The following is a 16,233-nucleotide window of genomic DNA, read 5'->3' on the forward strand; positions in this document are numbered from 1 at the left end:
CGGCCGCTCCGCCAATTGTCGTCTTCAGCGTGGTTCTTCGGGATACATCATGTGACTCATGCGGCTCGTGCGGCCCGTGCAGCTCATGCGACATGACTCAGGACGCTAAAGGTCCGATCACCGGGTGACAAGAGTCATGACGCAGCGTGCGGAATCCCGAACGAGTCCCGTAGAACAAGTCCCGTATAAGCCCGTACAGGAGGGACAAGCGGGCCGTCGATTCAGCCCTGCTGGAACAGCTCCGCGGGCAGCGGCTTCAGCAGCGCGTACAGATCGTCGGTGATGGGGCGGTCCCAGGCGGCGATGGTCACCAGGACGCCGTCACTGCGGTCGAACTGCACACAGGAGATACGCGCCTCGGAGAGCTTGAGGCGGCGCACGATCAGGAGGTTGTCGCCCTGCATCACCGGCGTGTCCTCGGCGCCGACGACGGTGACCTCCTCGTCGTTCTCCAGCGCCAGCAGTAGCTGAGCCACCTCGAACGGGATCTCGTCCTCGGCGACGTCCCGGGCCGGAGAGCCCTCCGGCAGGTTGCCGATGATCATCGCGGGCCCGCGGCCGCCGAAGAGGTCGTAGCGCAGGAACACACCCTGGCAGCTGCCGTCGGGGGCGGGCAGCAGGCCCGCGCCGAGATTGCCCGGCCAGTCCCCCGGGTCCATGGCCAGAACATCGAAGTCGGGCCCGGCGGGTGTGGCGCTGCGGCGGCGGAGGAAGGACATGTCGCCATGGTACGTGCAAGTCGGGGCGCGACGACGCTCCGCTTGGGGGGCGGGGAGAGGCCAGAGGGCTCCGCCCTCGGCCCCTGAAACCGGTCGTTTCTCGGCTGCGGGCCGGATGTGGCCGGTCGCTCCCCCACTCTCGGCTGCTCCCTCAGTGCCTTAAGGGCCTGGGGGCCCCAGAGCGGGCGGACCCCCATCGCGGCGGAGCCGCACATGTCACAGCCTCGCGCCCCTGACGGGGCGTACCGCCGGCCAGCGGCAGCGAGACTGAGTACAGTTGCCGTGGCCATGATCAGACAGGGTGTATTCGACTACTGGCGCGGTGGGCTCGATCGCGTGCCCGACGAGGTGTGGGAGCATCCCGCGCCGGAGGTCCTGCTGCTGGCGGACAACGCGCTCACCGAGGTGCCCGCCCGCATCGGCACCCTCAGCACGCTGCACACGCTGGATCTCGGGCACAACCGCCTCACCGAGGTCCCCGAGGAGCTGGGTGACCTGACGGGCCTCACGCGCTTCCTCTACCTGCACGACAATCAACTCACCTCGCTCCCCGAGTCGTTGGGCCGTCTCACCCGGCTCGCCTACCTCAACGTCGGCGAGAACCGGCTCACAGCGCTGCCCGAGTCACTGGGATCGATGACGGGCCTGGCGGAGCTGCGCGCCCAGCACAACCTGCTCACCGAACTGCCCGCCTCAGTCGGCGAGTTGGCCTCGCTGCGCGAGCTGTGGCTGCGCGGCAATCAGTTCACGGCGCTTCCCGACTCCGTACGCGATCTGCGGGAACTGCGTGAACTCGAGCTGCGCGAGAACGAGTTCGCGGCAGTGCCCGAGGTGCTGCGCGCGCTGCCCTTGCTGCGGCGGCTCGACCTGCGGGCCAACCGGCTCGGCGAACTGCCGTCCTGGGTCGCACAGTTGCCGTCGCTGGAGAAGCTGGATCTGCGGTGGAACGACGTCGAGGTCCCGGCCGGAGTGCGGCGGGACCTCGAAGCACGCGGGTGCGTGGTGCTGCGGTGAGGCGGCTCAGCTCTCCTCGCCGGTCGGCTCGCCGCCCGGCGGCACCACCGCCACCGGGCTCGCCGCGTGCAGCAGGACCGCCTGTGTGACCGAGCCGATCATGCGGATGGGTGCCAGCAGGCGTCGGCGGTGGCGGCCCACCACCACGAGGTCGGCGTCCTGGGAGGCCGCGACCAGGTGTCCGGCGGCGTCGCCCGGGGGCACCTGTACCTCGACGCGGACGTCGGGGTGGCGCTCGCGATGCGGGCCCACGAAGCCGTCGGCCAGTGTTCGAGTGCTGGTCTCGATGGCCTCCTGGTCGACGGTCGACGTCGTGATGAAGTCGCCGGGGACGGCCCACATCTGGAGCGGCCACGCGTAGGCCGCGACCACCTGCACGCGGGCCGCGCGGCGGGCGGCCTCGGCGAACGCGAAGGCGAGGCTCGCCTCGTCGGGGCCGTCGACGTGCAGACCGACCACCACGCGCGGGCCCGGTTCGGCGGGACCGTTCGCGTCCACCTGGCGTCCGGGCCGGGGCACCACGACGACGGGGCACTCCGCGTCACGCGCGGCGGCCATGCTGTTCGAGCCGAGGAGCAGACTGGCGAAGCCGCCGCGGCCACGCGAGCCGAGCACCAACAGCTGGGCGGCGGAGCCCAGTTCGGGGAGTACCGCCGCGGGGGCGCCCTCCAGTACGGCGTACTCCGTCGCCGGCCGCTCGGCCCGGCTCTCCAGGCGGGTGCGTACCTGTTGCAGGACCGGGTCCTCGTCCGGCTCCGGCGGAGAGGCGGGCAGGACCTCGGGCGTGGCCCAGGGCGCGTACTGCCGCACATGGACGACGCACAACGGCGCCCCGCGCATCCGGGCGGCGTCGAACGCCCACTCCAGAGCGCGCAGACTGTCGTCCGAACCGTCGACCGCCGCGATGACGGGCAGGGTGCTCATGGGATCCTCGCCTCCGGAACAACGCCTTCTGTTCTCCGGAGCCAGCCTCGCTCAGGCGTGGCCCCGGAACAGGAGAGAAGACCGCGTGTCCGGGAAAGAGGAGGAAAACCCCCCTCTGCCGTGCGTCAGGTGAGGTCGAACTCCCCCTCCCGTGCCCCCGACACGAACGCGCCCCACTCCGCGGGCGTGAAGATCAGGGAAGGGCTTTCGGGGCGGCCACTGTTGCGCATTGCGATGAAGCCCTCGACAAAGGCGATCTGGACATCCCCCAGCCCACGGCTGCTGGAGCGCCAGTCGGCATTGCTGAGGTCAAGCTCGGGCTTGTCCCAGCCTGCAAGCGGATGATGCTGGATGGTGCTCTCGGCCACGTCCGTGCTCCTCCCGGTTCGTCGTCCGCGGCCAGCCTAGCGATCGGGTCCCGCCAGGCACAGGCCACGTGAGGGCCACAGTTCAGGAGGCGGGCGGTTCGGCCCCCACCAGCCACATCGAGAAGAACTGGGAACCGCCGCCGTAGGCGTGCCCCAGCGCCCTGCGCGCCCCGTCGACCTGGTGTTCTCCCGCCTGGCCGCGCACCTGGAGGGCCGCTTCCGCGAACCGGATCATGCCGGACGCGCCGATCGGATTGGTGGAAAGAACGCCGCCGGACATGTTGACGGGCAGGTCCCCGTCGAGTTCCGTCGCCCCGGATTCGGTGAGTTTCCAGCCCTCGCCCTCGGCGGCGAAGCCGAGGTTCTCCAGCCACATGGGCTCGTACCAGGAGAACGGCACGTACATCTCGACGGCGTCGATCTCCCGGCGCGGGTCCGTGATCCCGGCCTGCTGGTACACGTCGGCCGCGCAGTCCTTGCCGGCCTGCGGCGAGACGCTGTCCTTGCCCGCGAACATGGTCGGCTCGGAGCGCATCGCGCCGCCGTGCAGCCAGGCAGGCGGCCGGGGTGAACGGGCCGCCCCCGCACGGTCGGTGAGCACCATCGCACAGGCGCCGTCCGAGGACGGGCAGGTCTCGGAATAGCGGATCGGGTCCCACAGCATGGGCGAGGCCTGAACCTTCTCCAGCGTGATGTCGTGCTCGTGCAGATGCGCGTACGGGTTCTTGAGCGCGTTGCGGCGGTCCTTGTACGCGACGAGGGAGCCGACCGTGTCGGGGGCGCCGGTGCGCCGCATGTACGCGCGTACATGCGGGGCGAAGAAGCCGCCCGCGCCGGCCAGCAGCGGTTGCTGGAAGGGGATCGGCAGGGACAGGCCCCACATGGCGTTCGACTCGGACTGTTTTTCGTAAGCCAGGGTCAGGACGGTGCCGTGGACGCGGCCCGCGATCAGGTTCGTGGCGACGAGCGCGGTGGAGCCGCCGACGGAGCCCGCGGTGTGCACGCGCAGCATGGGTTTGCCGACGGCACCGAGGGCGTCGGCGAGGTACAGCTCGGGCATCATGACGCCCTCGAAGAAGTCGGGCGCCTTGCCGATGACGACGGCGTCGATGTCCGCCCACGTCAACTCCGCGTCATCGAGGGCCCGTTGGGCGGCCTCGCGGACGAGTCCCGCGATGGACACATCCCGGCGGGCAGCGACGTGCTTGGTCTGGCCGACCCCGACGACGGCCACGGGCTCCTTGCTCATCGGGCCTCCCCTTCGAGTACGGCTACCAGGTTCTGCTGCAGACAGGGTCCTGAGGTGGCGTGTGCGAGCGCGCGCTCGGACTCGCCGCGGTGGATACGGGCGGCGGCCTCGCCGATGCGGATGAGGCCGGCGGCCATGATCGGGTTGGTGGCGAGCGCTCCCCCGGAGGGGTTGACCGCCACGTCCCCGCCCAGCCGTAGCGCCTTGCGCAGGACCACCTCCTGGGAGGTGAAGGGCGCGTGCAACTCGGCGGTGTCGACCGGCCGTTCGAAGGCACCCGCCTTCTCGGCAGCGAGCCGCGTGGACGGCGAGTCGGTCAGATCGCGCACGCCGAGACCGTGCGCCTCGATGCGGTGATCGATCCCCCGGATCCAGGCGGGCCGCTCGCACAGCTCACGGGCCCGCTCCCCCGCCGCGAGAATCACGGCCGCCGCCCCGTCGCCGATGGGCGGGCAGTCGCCGGTACGGAGCGGACGTACGACGTACTCCCCCTGCGGCACCGAACCCCTCAGCTGGGCATGGGAGTTGACGCGCGCGTCTTCGCGGCTGCGGGCGGCGACCCCGGCGAGCGCGGGCTCGTCCGCCTCTCCCGCGTCGATGAGCGCCTGCGCCTGAAGGGCGGCCAGCGCTACGGAGTCCGGCCACAGGGGCGCCACGTAGTACGGATCGAGCTGCCGGGTCAGCACATCCCGGACGGAGCCGGGCGAGGACTTTCCGTACGAGTACACGAGCGCCGTGTCGGCGTCCCCGGTAAGCAGCTTCGTCCAGGCCTCGTACAGCGCCCACGCCCCGTCCATCTCCACATGCGACTCGGAGATCGGCGGCCAGGCGCCGACCCCGTCCAGCGCCATGGTGAAGGAGAAGGCGCGGCCCGCGAGATAGTCCGTGGAGCCGGAGCAGGTGAAGCCGATGTCGCTGGTCTTCATGCCGGTCCGGTCGAGAACGTCGTGCAGGACCGGCATGAGCATCTCCACCTCGGAGAACTCGTCGCTGGTGCGCCGGTGATCGGTCTGCCCGAAGGCGACCACGGCTATCTCACGCATCACACCAGCTCCTTGTACGTCTCGTAGTCCGCGTCGGGCTCGCCGGTCGGCCGGTAGTGGTCGGGGTAACGGCCGCCGTCCGTCCACACCGGCTCGACGCGCAGCCCCATGCGCACCTGGTCGTAGGGGATGCCGCCGATCCGGCCGTGCAGGGCGAGGTCGGCGCCGTCAAGCGCGATGTGCCCGTAGACATACGGGACTTCGATATCCAGGTTCTTCGCCTTGATGTTGACGATGCAGTACGTGGTGACGGTGCCGCCCGGCCCCACCTCGACCTCTTCCACCGTGGCCACGCCACAGGTCGGGCACGCACCCCTCGGCGGGACGTACACCTTGCGGCAGGACGGGCAGCGTTCGCCGACGATCCGCCGGTCGGAGAGCGCGTTGATGTAGCCGGACTGGGCGCGGCCGGGCGAATAGGTGTAGTCGAGGCGGGCGGGGGCGACGATGCCGGTCACCATGTCCTCGAACTGCCCGTCATGGCCTGCGAGTTCAGGCGTCTCGAGGTTGTCGTACGGCTCGAAGCAGGCGATGTCCGTGATGGCGCCGGAGCGTTCCTCTGCCCACCGGATACGGACGCGCATACCGGTGTAGACGGCGTCGGGGCCGGAGGCATCCAGGGCGTGCAGGAAGGAGGTGTCGGCGCCGTCGAGTTTCACCATGACCCATGCGAAGGGGGTGTCCAGGGGCTGGCCGCGGCGGGGGGCGTGGTTCCAGGCCCAGGTGGTGACGGTGCCGGTAGGGGCCACCTCGACGAGGTTCCGGATCTCCTCGGAGGTGACGGGGTCGTACTCGACGGGCGGGACGAGGGTCCGGCCGTCGCCGGTCTTCACTCCGAGGACGACGCGTTCGCGCAGGCCGGTGAGGAAGGCGCTCTGGACGGGGCCGAGGGAACGGGTGAAGGGGAACTCGACGACGAGGGGGGCTTTGAGCACTTCGGGCACGGGGTCTCCTCGGGGGAACGGGGGGTGCTGTGAAACGTGGGGTGCGACCAGTGCCCCTTTAGGGGCGGGGCTGTATCGATATGCGGCTCCGCCGCGTGGGCACGACCAGCCACAACGGACCCGCAGCGTCGAACCGGCCTTCCAGCGCAGCTGGTCGCGGGAGCAGCTCCGAGAGGAGCTACTCCCGTCGATAAACCGGCTGCCGTTTCTCGGCAAAAGCGCGCGAGCCCTCCTTCGCATCAGCCGTATCGAAGATCGGCCACCCCCGCTTCAGCTCGGCAGCCAGCCCATCGACCTCGGTCATCTCGGCGGTCTCGTACACGGACGCCTTGACGGCCTCGACGGCCAACGGCCCACACGCGTTGATCTGCTCGGCGATGGCAAGGGCCTTATCCAGGGCCGTCCCGTCGGGGACGACATGCCCGATCAGGCCGATGTCGGCGGCCTCCCGTGCGGAGTACGGCCGCCCGGTGAGCAGCATTTCCAGCGCATGCGTCCGCGGAATCTGCCGCTGGAGCCGCACCGTCGAGCCACCGATCGGAAACAGCCCACGCTTCACCTCGAAGAGACCGAACGTGGCGGACTCCCCCGCGACCCGGATGTCCGTCCCCTGAAGCATCTCCGTACCGCCGGCCACACAGTGGCCCTCAACCGCGGCGATCACCGGCTTACGCGGCCGGTGATGGCGAAGCATCGCCTTCCAGTGCAGATCGGGGTCGGCCTTGAGCCGGTCGCGGTACTGCTGCCCGTCCATGCCCTTGCCGGCCAGGGCCTTGAGATCCATGCCCGCGCAGAACGCGCCGCCCGCGCCGGTGAACACGATCGAGCGGATCGCGTCGTCCTCGTCGGCCTCGACCCAACCGTCGTACAGACCGACCAGCATCGGCAACGAGAGGGCGTTCTTGGCCTCGGGCCTGTTGAGCGTGAGTACCAGTGTGGCGCCTTCGCGCTGCACAGTGAGGTGTTCCGTCCCACCCATGGCGGTCCTCCTGTCTCGGGACGAGAACAGGTTGCAGTAGGTGCCGGGGCAGTTCAAGGGTTTTCTGACACGCAGTCAGATTTCTTCTGCGCGGGCCCTTCACAGTTGGGGCGGGCTTTGCTCTGATGACCGTCGAACCGAAGGACGCGCGCATCTCTTAGTCGTCCAGTCGCTGAGTCGTCTTATCGATCGTTTGCCGGGGTCAGGAGGAGCGGTGGAGTACAACCTTGCCGACCTGTTCGAGTCGATCGTCGACGTGGTGCCCGACCGCGAGGCGCTCGTGTACATCGACCACCCCGGCACGGGAGCGGAGCGCCGCCTCACGTACGCCGAACTGGACGCGGCGGCCAACCGCATCGCGCACCACCTGATCGACAACGGTGTACGCCCCGGTGAGCATCTCGGGCTGCACCTCTACAACAGCGTCGAATATCTGCAGACCGTGCTCGGCTGCCTGAAGGCACGGATCGTGCCGGTCAACGTCAACTACCGCTACGTGGAAGAGGAGTTGGTCTACCTCTACCGTGACGCGGATCTGGTGGCCCTGGTCTTCGACGCGGAGTTCACCGAGCGGGTGGCGGGGGCGCTGCCGCGGGCGGAGAAGCTGCGGCATCTGGTACGGGTGGGGCCCCCCGCGCCGGACGCTCCGCCGCTGTCCGCGGTGGACTTCACCAAGGCCGAGGCCTCCGCGTCCGCCGAGCGGGGCTTCGCGCCACGTTCGGCCGACGACCAGTTCATCATCTACACCGGCGGCACGACCGGCATGCCCAAGGGCGTGATGTGGCGTCAGGAGGACCTCTTCTTCTCGGGCCTGGGCGGCGGCGCCCCGACCGGAGAGCCGGTCAAGAAGGCCGAGGAACTGGCCGAGCGGGTCGCGGCCGGCGGAGACGGAATCACCTTCCTCCCCGCCGCCCCGCTGATGCACGGCACGTCGACCCTCACCGCCTTCATCGGCTTCAACTTCGGCCAACGCGTGGTGATCCACCGCAAGTTCGTACCCGAGGAAGTGCTGCGCACCATCGAGAAGGAGAAGGTCACCAGCATGTCGCTGGTCGGCGACGCGATGCTGCGACCGCTGATCGACGCCCTCAACGGCCCCATGAAGGGGACCGACTGCTCGTCCATGTTCAGCGTCTCGTCCTCCGGCGCGATCATGTCGGACACGGTGCGCGAACAGTTCCAGGCGCTCATGCCGAACGTGATGCTGCTCAACAACTTCGGTTCCTCGGAGTCCGGCTTCAACGGCACGGCGACCGAGGACTCCGGCCCGGACAAGGGCTTCAGGGTGCGCGTCAACTCCTGTACGCAGGTGGTGGACCCGGCGACGTACGAGCCGGTCGCGGTCGGCGAACCGGGCCGCGTCGCACAGCGCGGACACGTCCCGCTCGGCTACTACAACGACCCCAAGAAAACCGCCGAGACCTTCTTCCAGAAGGACGGCGAGCGCTGGGTCCTCCTCGGCGACATGGCGACCGTCGACGAAGAGGGCATCGTCACCGTCCTCGGCCGCGGCTCCCAGTGCATCAACACCGGCGGCGAGAAGGTCTATCCGGAGGAGGTCGAGCAGGCCCTCAAAGCCCATCCGGACGTGTACGACGCTCTGGTGGCCGGAGTCCCCGACGAGAAGTGGGGCAACCACGTGGCGGCGGTCGTGCAACTGCGCGACGGCGCGAAGCCCGTGTCCCTGGACGACATCCAGACCCACTGCCGCGCCCGCCTCGCCGGCTACAAGATCCCCCGCCAACTGGTGGTCACCGCCTCCATCCAACGCTCCCCGAGCGGCAAGGCGGACTACCGGTGGGCACGGAACGTGGCGGTGGAGGCGAACCGCTGAGCCTCCGGTCGCTGCTTGGAGGGCCTATTTGGAGGGATTGGGCTGTGAGCCGTACGCGGTCAGGAAGCGGTCGCGGAAGGAGTCCATCCGCCAGACCGGGGCATCCGTGTCGGGCTTGAGGCCGTCCGTCCAGTTCCAGTCGTCGATCTTGCTCAGTACGGACTTGTCCTGGGCCACGATCGAGATCGGCACGTCCCGGCTGGCCTTGCTGCCGCTGACCTTGGCCATCGGCTGGTGGTCGCCGAGGAAGACGAGCACGGTGTCCTTGCTGCCGTACTTCGTCACGTAGTCGATCAGGCTGGTCACGGAGTACTGGATGGACTTGCCGTACTCCTCCTTCGCCTTCTCGGAGTCGTAGAAGACGTCCCCGGGCTTCTTGCCGGCCTTCTGGATGTCCTTGTAGACGGAGCCGTCGCCGACCTGGTCCCAGGGAACCGTCTCGGGCAGGGGCGCCCAGGGCTGGTGGCTGGACGTCAGGATGATCTGCGACATCAGCGGCTTGTCCTGCTTCTTGCCGTGCTCCAGCTGCTCGAAGGCCTTCAGGGCGTACTGGTCGGGCATCGTCGACCAGCTGAACTTGGGGCCCTTGTAGCCGAGTTCCCGGGAGTCGTAGACCTGGTCGAGGCCGTAGAACTTGCCCTCCGGCCAGTTCTTCTGGACGCCCGGCATGACGCCCACCGTCCGCCAGTCGCCGGTGCGCTGGAAGGCACCGGTGAGGGTCAGGTGCTCGCCGGCGGTGACGACGCGGTAGCGGTTCTGGTTGTTGATCCACAGGCCTGACAGGAACGTGGAGTGGCCGAGCCAGCTGTTGCCGCCGTAGGTCGACGACTTGAGCCAGCCGCTCTTGGCGGCGAACCCGGCCTTGGTCAGTTCCTCGTTCTTGGCGGTGAGGGTCGCGTTGACTCCGGGGGCTATGTCATCGTCCTCGATCGCGCTGCGGCCGTAGCTCTCGATGAAGGTGAAGATGACGTCCTTGCCGCGCAGATCGGTGAGCAACTGGTCGCCCGGCGTGTTGCCGAACTTGTCCTTCTTGGCCTCCTTGGCGAACGCCGCCTCGTCCTTGATGGTGGCGCGCACCCGCTTCGCACGGTCCTCGACCAGGGCGAACGTGCTTCTGGCGGCGAGCGGCGTGCCGGCGAGCTGGAGGCCGAGAGCCGCGCAGGTGACCCAGGCGGTTCCGATCAGCACGGTGGTACGGGTGGCCTTGTCGCGGTCGCGGGCCAGGACATTGCTCACCCGGAGCACCGCCAGGGTCATCACGGCGAGCAGGACGATGATGAGTACGACGACCCCGATGACGGCGGCGATCGTGCCGGCGCTGCCCATCGAATCCTCGAGATAGGCCTTCGTGTCGTCGAACAGGACCCAGTCGAGGACCACGTTGAATCCTCGGCCGAGGAACATGTTGAAGCCGATGTCGAGGAGGTTCAGCACGGTCAGCACGCCGAGGCCCAGACCGGCGAGGGTGGCCGCGACCATCCGTGGTTTGCGCGGCAGGAAGATCAGGACGCCGGCGCCGAGGATCGCCTCCACGGGGATGCGTACGAAAATTCCTGGCCGGAAGGCTTCCATCGAGGTCGGCATGAGGAGCGCGAAGCACACGAGGCCGAGGGAGAGGGCCGTGATCGTCCAGCCGACGTAGCGTGCGGCGATCGGGTTTCTGTCGCGCCAGCGGCGGGGGGTGGCGGGTTCTTCCGGGGCGTCGGACGGGGCATCGGGAGTCGCGTCGGCCGGAGCTTCCTCAGGGGCTTCGGCGTCGCTCGCGGGGGCCTTCTCGTCGGTGGCGGCTTCAGCTGGTTCGGCGCATTCAGCGGGGGCTTTCTCTTCGGTGTCGGCCTCGATGGGTTCAGCCGGTTCGGCTGCGACCTCAGCGGTGATCTTCGAGGCGGCCGGGCTTTCGTCGGCCGCACTGTCCTCGCCAGAGGCCTCGGCAACGACGTCATCAGGCGTTTCCGCCGAAGGAGGAACCTCCGGCGTCTCGTCCTTGTCCGGGGTTGTCCGGTCCGTGTCCGACAGCTGAGGTGAGTTCGTGGTGCTCGACAACCCGGAGGTCCTTCCTTGCGTTTCCCGCTGGTGGCACGGCGAACCGGGCCCGGGTGGTCGGGTCCGCCGAAATGTGTACGGCTCGTCGGTCTCGACCGTTCAATCACCTGGGGCGATGGTTCGGGCGGTCTCGTCACGGAACCGGTCTCGCAGCTCGCGCTTGAGGATCTTGCCGCTCGCGTTGCGCGGCAACTCGTCCACGAACAGGACTCGCTTCGGCGCCTTGAAACCGGCGAGCTTCTCACGGGCGTAGGCGAGAAGCTCCTCCTCCGTCACCTCGCCCCGGCGGACGACCACCGCGGTCACGGCCTCGATCCAGCGCTCGTCCGGCAGCCCGATCACCGCGACCTCGGCCACCGCGTCATGCGTGTAGAGCACGTCCTCGACCTGCCGTGAAGCGACCAGAACGCCACCGGAGTTGATCACGTCCTTCACCCGGTCGACCACGGTGAAGTACCCGTGGGCGTCGCGCACGGCGAGGTCCCCGGAGTGGAACCAGCCGTCACGGAAGGCCGCGGCCGTCTCCTCGGGCTTGTCCCAGTAGCCCTCGCACAGTTGCGGTGAGCGATAGACGATCTCGCCCCGCTCCCCGTCGGGCACGTCCTTGCCGGACTCGTCCACGAGCCGCGCCTCCACGAACAGGACCGGACGCCCGCAGGAATCCATCCGTCCCTTGTGCTCGTGCGGCCCGAGCACCATGGCCAGCGGCCCGATCTCGCTCTGCCCGAAGCAGTTGAAGAAGGCCAGCTTCGGCAACCGCTCCTTCAGGCGTTCCAGTACGGGCACGGGCATGATCGACGCGCCGTAGTAGGCCTTGCGCAGCCCGCTCAGGTCGCGGGTGGCGAAGTCGGGGCGGTTCGACAGCCCGATCCACACGGTGGGCGGGGCGAACAGGCTGTCCGCGCGTCCGGTCTCAATCAGGTCGAAGATCTGCTCGGCGTCGGGCGCGTCGAGGATGGTGTTCCGGGCGCCGACCGCGAGATACGGCAGCAGGAACACATGCATCTGCGCCGAGTGGTAGAGCGGCAGCGAGTGCACGGGCAGGTCGCCGGCGCTCAGGTCGAGGGCGGCGATCGCGCTCAGGTACTCGTGCACCAGGGAGCGGTGCGTCATCATCGCGCCCTTCGGCGCGGCCGTGGTGCCCGAGGTGTAGAGCAACTGCACCAGGTCCTCGGTACGCGGCTCATCACCGTCGTACGGCGGCGTCGAGGCCAGCCGCGCGAGCAGCGAGTCGTCGGCATCCCGCAGCGGCAACACCCGTACGCCGTCGGGCAGTTGACCGGCGAGGTCCGGGTCGGCCATGACCAGCGTGCTGCCGGACTGGCCGACGATGTACGCGAGGTCGTCACCGGTCAGGTTCTGGTTGACCGGTACGTGCACCAGACCGGCCCGCGCGCAGGCCAGGAATCCGATCAGGTACGCGTCCGAGTTGTGACCGTAGGCGCCGACCCGGTCGCCGGCGGCGAGCCCCGTATCACGCAGCACCTGGGCGGCACGGGAGACGGCATCGTCCAGCTCCTCGTAGGTCCAGGTCCGTTCGCCGTAGTGGACCGCGACGCGGGCCGGGGTGCGGCCGGCACTGCGCCGCAGCACCCCGTCGACCGTCACGTTGGGTCCCGCCGCCTCCGCCATGCCCGCTCCTTCGTCCCACTGCCCCGGCACACCTTCACCCGACGACGCACTCGATAAGTTGACAGCGCCCCTGCGAGTGCCGGGCTCCGTCCCTGCATCTGGTCGAACCCGGTCAGTCAACCGACTTGGCATCCTGCCTCGAGTCGGCCACCGGCACCAGCATCCGCGTGAACGTCTCGGCAATCGCGGCGATGTCGACCGTGGAGTCGTGCATCCACCGTTGAACAGCCGTCCCTGCCGCTGACTTCGTGATGGGCCGTGATGCCAGGGCAAGACCCCGACAGCCCGCGGGCGTCGCGCCAGGGCTCCCACTCGTCGGCAGTCACAGGGCAGCGGCGGAGTACGGCAGTGTCTTCGCCCTCGCAGGGCCCAGCCATCCTCAACTCGACGGACTGGAGATCATGGGCCGCCCGGCCTCCATCATCTCGGCGACCCGGGCCATCGTCTCCCGCAGCCACATGTGCGCCGCGTCGTGCATGTGGACCGGATGCCACCACAAGGCCTGCTGGATCGGCACGGCGTCATAGGGCGGTTCCATGATGCGGACGTGTACGAGTCCGTCCAACTCGTCGGCGAGACGCCTCTGAAGGAGAGCTACCCGGCGGGTGCCCGCGACCAGGAGTGGCATCAGCTGGAAACTGTCGACGGAGACCGCCACGCGCGGCTCGATGCCGAGCGTGGCAATCTGGCGGGCGGCGGGGGCGTCGTAGGCTCGTTGGTACGTCACCCATGGCAGTCGGGCCAGGTCGTCGAGGGTGAGGTGTTCGCCGACCTCGGGGTTGTCGTCGGCGACGAGGAAGACCCAGGTGTCCTGGTAGAGCTCGACCGTGGGGAAGCCGCGAATGATGCCGTGGGGCAGCAGTAGCCCGTCCACGGTGCTGAGCAGCGACCCGGTGCTGTCGATGATTTCGTTCGGTACCTGTTTGAACCTGAGCCGGATTCCTGGTGCCTCGGCTTGGATGGTGCGGGCGAGTTCGGTGCCGAATACGGCAACCGCGTAGTCCGAAGCGATCAGCGTGAACTCGTGTTCCTCGCGGGAGGGGTTGAATTCGGCCTGACTGGCGAAGACGCGCTCCAGCAGGTCGCATGCGGTGGTGGTTCGGTCGAGGAGGGCCTGCCCGAGGGCGGTCAGTTCGTATCCTCCGCCCACCCGGGCGAGCAGGTCGTCGTCGAAGTGGCGGCGCAGCCGGGCCAGTGCCGCGCTCATCGCGGGTTGACTGAGCCCGATGCGCTGGCCGGCCCTGGTGACGTTGCGCTCTTGCAGGAGGGCGCGCAGGGCAACGACGAGGTTGAGGTCCAGGCTGGCCAAGTTCACGAAGCGTCCCAATTCCGGAGCCGGCACCATCGGTATTCACCGGCTGGATTCTTATATCCAGGAAATCGATTTCCCTGATTGCAATCTACGGGCCAGATTAGTGGCACCGCAATCGGGAGGACATCTCCGTGACATCCGCAGCCGCGTCGGCTCCCTTCACCCCCTTTTCCGGACCGTTCGCCATCGGCACCCTGTCGGCACCGGGCGAGGCCAGGTTCCCGAGCCTCGTGACGCCGGACGGCCGAGCGCTCGATCTGCGCACGGCACTGGACGAACCCGCGTTGACCACTCTCGCGCTCCTGGAGCGCTGGGACGAGGAGCTGCCACGCCTGCACACCCTCGCCGGGGACCCGACGCTCGACTGGCGGCTGCTGGCGGAGATGACGGCGCACGCGCCCGTCGCGCCCCGGCAGATCTTCCAGTCCGGCGCCAACTACCGGCAGCACGTGATCGACCTGGCGGTCGCACACCGCGCCCCGGACGCCCCGGGCACCGTCGAGGAGGCCCGCGCCGAGGTCGCGGCGGTCATGGACAAGCGGGCCGCCGAGGACCTCCCGTACGTCTTCATCGGCCTGCCGACCACGATCAGCGGTCCCTACGACGACGTGGTGCTGCCCGCCTGGGCCCAGAAGCCCGACTGGGAGCTGGAGGTGGCCGCGGTGATCTCCCGCCCCGCCTACCGGGTCACCGTGGATGAGGCGCTGGAGTACGTCGCGGGCTACACCATCGCCAACGACCTCACCGACCGCGCGAGCGTCTTCCGCCAAGACATGCCCCCGATCGGCACCGACTGGCTGCGCAGCAAGAACGCCCCCGGCTTCACCCCGCTCGGCCCGTGGATCGTCCCGGCCGGCTCCATCGCCGACCCCTCCGACCTGCAGGTCACCCTGAAACTCAACGGCGAGACCATGCAGGACGAGTCCACCAACGACATGGTCTTCGGCGTCGCACGGTTGATCTCATACATCTCCCAGACCGCCCGACTGCTCCCCGGCGACCTGGTTCTGACCGGCAGCCCGGCCGGCAACGGCATCCACTGGGGCCGGCTGCTGCGCGACGGCGACGTGATGGACGGCTCAGTCACCGGGCTCGGCGCCCAGCGCACCCGCTGTGTCGCGGAGGAGGCCCGATGAGCGCCGGCCGTATCGACCGTACGGATCCCGAGGCGGCGATCGCCGAGGCCGCGAAGGCCTGCTCGAACTGGGGCCGCTGGGGCGAGGACGACGTGCTCGGCACGCTCAACTTCCTCGACGAGGCCAAGCGCCGCGAGGGCGCGGCCCTGATCCGTGACGGCGTCAGCTTCTCCTTGTCACAGAGCTTCGACATGGACGGCCCGCAGAAAGGCTGGCGGCGGCGTACGAACCCGGTGCACACGATGCTCGCCACCGGCACCGACGCCGCTCTGGGCGGCCAGGGCTTTCCGCACGGTTTCGGTGGCGCCGACGACGTGATCGCCATGCCCCTGCAGTGCTCCACCCAATGGGACGGGCTCGGGCACATCTTCGATCACGCCAAGGCGTGGAACGGCCGCCCGGCGGAGAAGGTCGTCACCTCCGAAGGCGACCTGGTCACCGGCATCGAGCACATGGCACCGCACGTCGCCGGGCGGGGCGTCCTCCTCGACGTGGGCCTGGTCATCGGCCAGGACGGCGAACTGCCCGACGGCTTCGCCATCACCGAGGAGCACCTGACCGCGACCGCCGCCTCGCATGGCGTGACCGTCGGTCGTGGCGACCTGGTCCTCGTGCGCACCGGGCGGCTGGCCCGCGCCCGCCACGAAGACTGGGGCGACTACGCGGGCGGGCCGGCGCCGGGGCTGAGCTTCAGCACGGCCGGCTGGCTGCACCGGAGCGAGATCGCCGGGATCGCCACCGACACCTGGGGCTTCGAGGTCCGGCCCAACGAGTTCGACCACGCCTTCCAGCCGCTGCACCAGGTCGCCATCCCCCACATCGGCCTGCTCATCGGTGAGATGTGGGACCTCGACGCCCTCGCCACACATTGCGCCGCCGACGGCCGGTACGAGTTCTGGCTCACCGCCGCGCCACTGCCCATCACCGGCTCCGTCGGCTCACCGGTGAATCCCATCGCCGTCAAGTAACGCCCTGGACGGCCGGGCGAGCCGCGCCCGGACGGCTACGCCACCCTCGCCCGCCCGGCCCGCAACAC

14 protein-coding genes are annotated in these 16,233 nt (G+C 69.1%); 4 read left to right on the top strand and 10 right to left on the bottom strand.

Annotated elements, in window-relative coordinates; translation table 11 throughout:
* Window positions 1-221: 221 nt before the first annotated feature.
* Window positions 222-719 (bottom strand): hypothetical protein, encoded by a 498-nt coding sequence (locus G6048_RS10715; protein WP_165339248.1) that lies wholly within the window; start codon window positions 717-719, stop codon window positions 222-224.
* 288 nt (window positions 720-1,007) lie between these two features.
* Between G6048_RS10715 and G6048_RS10720 the strand changes: the two genes are divergently transcribed.
* Entirely contained in the window at window positions 1,008-1,733 is a 726-nt protein-coding gene (locus tag G6048_RS10720; RefSeq protein ID WP_165339249.1) for a leucine-rich repeat domain-containing protein, read from the top strand.
* Between the two features lie 6 nt (window positions 1,734-1,739).
* Here the strand turns inward: G6048_RS10720 and G6048_RS10725 are convergent, their stop codons facing one another.
* From G6048_RS10725 to G6048_RS10750, 6 genes are all read right to left on the bottom strand, one after another.
* Window positions 1,740-2,657 carry a universal stress protein gene (locus G6048_RS10725; protein WP_165339250.1) on the bottom strand — a complete coding sequence of 306 codons (918 nt, stop codon included), beginning with the start codon at window positions 2,655-2,657 and terminating at the stop codon, window positions 1,740-1,742.
* A gap of 125 nt (window positions 2,658-2,782) precedes the next feature.
* Window positions 2,783-3,025 carry a DUF397 domain-containing protein gene (locus G6048_RS49380; RefSeq protein ID WP_165339251.1) on the bottom strand — a complete coding sequence of 81 codons (243 nt, stop codon included), beginning with the start codon at window positions 3,023-3,025 and terminating at the stop codon, window positions 2,783-2,785.
* An 82-nt stretch (window positions 3,026-3,107) separates the two neighbouring features.
* Window positions 3,108-4,274: a thiolase domain-containing protein gene (locus G6048_RS10735; RefSeq protein WP_165339252.1), complete on the bottom strand. Its 1,167-nt coding sequence runs from the start codon at window positions 4,272-4,274 to the stop codon at window positions 3,108-3,110.
* Window positions 4,271-5,317, bottom strand: coding sequence for a thiolase domain-containing protein (locus tag G6048_RS10740; RefSeq protein ID WP_206341435.1), 1,047 nt, complete (start codon window positions 5,315-5,317; stop codon window positions 4,271-4,273). The genes G6048_RS10735 and G6048_RS10740 overlap by 4 nt, the downstream gene beginning before the upstream one ends.
* Window positions 5,317-6,261, bottom strand: coding sequence for a Zn-ribbon domain-containing OB-fold protein (locus G6048_RS10745; RefSeq protein WP_165339254.1), 945 nt, complete (start codon window positions 6,259-6,261; stop codon window positions 5,317-5,319). Before G6048_RS10745 ends, G6048_RS10740 begins: the two co-directional genes overlap by 1 nt.
* 178 nt (window positions 6,262-6,439) lie before the next feature.
* Window positions 6,440-7,240 (bottom strand): crotonase/enoyl-CoA hydratase family protein, encoded by an 801-nt coding sequence (locus tag G6048_RS10750; protein ID WP_165339255.1) that lies wholly within the window; start codon window positions 7,238-7,240, stop codon window positions 6,440-6,442.
* A gap of 214 nt (window positions 7,241-7,454) precedes the next feature.
* Here G6048_RS10750 and G6048_RS10755 point away from each other — a divergent pair, with 214 nt between their 5' ends.
* Window positions 7,455-9,074, top strand: coding sequence for an acyl-CoA synthetase (locus G6048_RS10755; RefSeq protein WP_165339256.1), 1,620 nt, complete (start codon window positions 7,455-7,457; stop codon window positions 9,072-9,074).
* A gap of 24 nt (window positions 9,075-9,098) precedes the next feature.
* Here the strand turns inward: G6048_RS10755 and G6048_RS10760 are convergent, their stop codons facing one another.
* The 3 genes from G6048_RS10760 to G6048_RS10770 all read right to left on the bottom strand — a co-directional run bounded on the left by G6048_RS10760 (window position 9,099) and on the right by G6048_RS10770 (window position 14,064).
* Window positions 9,099-11,117, bottom strand: coding sequence for a sulfatase-like hydrolase/transferase (locus tag G6048_RS10760; protein ID WP_165339257.1), 2,019 nt, complete (start codon window positions 11,115-11,117; stop codon window positions 9,099-9,101).
* 99 nt (window positions 11,118-11,216) lie between these two features.
* Entirely contained in the window at window positions 11,217-12,749 is a 1,533-nt protein-coding gene (locus G6048_RS10765; protein ID WP_165339258.1) for an acyl-CoA synthetase, read from the bottom strand.
* A 379-nt stretch (window positions 12,750-13,128) separates the two neighbouring features.
* On the bottom strand, window positions 13,129-14,064 hold the full coding sequence (locus G6048_RS10770) for a LysR family transcriptional regulator (protein WP_165339259.1): 936 nt from the start codon (window positions 14,062-14,064) through the stop codon (window positions 13,129-13,131).
* A 122-nt stretch (window positions 14,065-14,186) separates the two neighbouring features.
* On the opposite strand from G6048_RS10770, the gene G6048_RS10775 reads away from it, so the two are divergent.
* Window positions 14,187-15,197, top strand: coding sequence for a fumarylacetoacetate hydrolase family protein (locus G6048_RS10775; RefSeq protein WP_165339274.1), 1,011 nt, complete (start codon window positions 14,187-14,189; stop codon window positions 15,195-15,197).
* Entirely contained in the window at window positions 15,194-16,165 is a 972-nt protein-coding gene (locus G6048_RS10780) for a cyclase family protein (protein ID WP_165339260.1), read from the top strand. Before G6048_RS10775 ends, G6048_RS10780 begins: the two co-directional genes overlap by 4 nt.
* Window positions 16,166-16,233 lie beyond the last annotated feature (68 nt).

The organism is Streptomyces ureilyticus, assembly GCF_011045025.1.
GTDB classification, from domain to species: domain Bacteria; phylum Actinomycetota; class Actinomycetes; order Streptomycetales; family Streptomycetaceae; genus Streptomyces; species Streptomyces ureilyticus.

Coding starts and splice junctions, on each gene's coding strand:
- G6048_RS10765 (WP_165339258.1), bottom strand. CDS start 12,749: ATGGCGGAGGCGGCGGGACCCAACGTGACGGTCGACGGGGTGCTGCGG.
- G6048_RS10725 (WP_165339250.1), bottom strand. CDS start 2,657: ATGAGCACCCTGCCCGTCATCGCGGCGGTCGACGGTTCGGACGACAGT.
- G6048_RS10720 (WP_165339249.1), top strand. CDS start 1,008: ATGATCAGACAGGGTGTATTCGACTACTGGCGCGGTGGGCTCGATCGC.
- G6048_RS10715 (WP_165339248.1), bottom strand. CDS start 719: ATGTCCTTCCTCCGCCGCCGCAGCGCCACACCCGCCGGGCCCGACTTC.
- G6048_RS10780 (WP_165339260.1), top strand. CDS start 15,194: ATGAGCGCCGGCCGTATCGACCGTACGGATCCCGAGGCGGCGATCGCC.
- G6048_RS10735 (WP_165339252.1), bottom strand. CDS start 4,274: ATGAGCAAGGAGCCCGTGGCCGTCGTCGGGGTCGGCCAGACCAAGCAC.
- G6048_RS10750 (WP_165339255.1), bottom strand. CDS start 7,240: ATGGGTGGGACGGAACACCTCACTGTGCAGCGCGAAGGCGCCACACTG.
- G6048_RS10740 (WP_206341435.1), bottom strand. CDS start 5,317: ATGCGTGAGATAGCCGTGGTCGCCTTCGGGCAGACCGATCACCGGCGC.